This window comes from Bartonella vinsonii subsp. berkhoffii ATCC 51672, assembly GCF_902825225.1.
Taxonomy (GTDB): domain Bacteria; phylum Pseudomonadota; class Alphaproteobacteria; order Rhizobiales; family Rhizobiaceae; genus Bartonella; species Bartonella berkhoffii.
This window is the reverse complement of sequence record NZ_CADEAK010000121.1, coordinates 1-495: the sequence shown is the minus strand read 5'-3', so window position 1 is coordinate 495 and position 495 is coordinate 1. Positions and strand designations below refer to the sequence as shown.

General features: G+C 40.6%; 1 protein-coding gene. It reads right to left on the bottom strand.

The window, feature by feature from the left end; translation table 11 throughout:
* Positions 1 to 495, bottom strand: a 495-nt coding sequence (locus J7R10_RS08545) for an AAA-type ATPase lid domain-containing protein (protein WP_281432510.1), incomplete at both ends; no start/stop codon positions are given.

The window sequence follows — 495 nt, the reverse complement described above, 5'->3', positions numbered from 1 at the left end:
CCAATGTGAAGACGGCGAGCAATCTCACTCATATGCCCCTTATAATGTTTAAGCGCTTGTTCAATAATATCATGCTCCATCTCTGCAAAAGTGCGAACATGCCCATCAGCATTTAAAAATTGTATTGATTCTTGTTCATGATCTTCTTGAACATTACTCTCAATGATATTTGGAACACTTATTAATGGACTTCCCATTAATTGAGGAAAGTCTCGAACAGTTAACAATGGCCCCTCGCTGAGCAAAACCGCACGAAATAGAAAATTCTCAAGTTGATCCCGATTACCAGGCCAATCATACTGCATAAGCAATGAAAGAGCTGATCCTGTTAAACCATGTACGTGCGATCGCCCTGTTTCCGTAATAATGCGGTCAATTAAACGCTGCGTAAGCTCTGGAAAATCATCCCTCAATTCCCGCAAAGCAGGAACACTAATTGATAACGGAGAAAGTTGTTCAAACAAACTGCGCGAAAAACAATCTTCTCTAACCAGA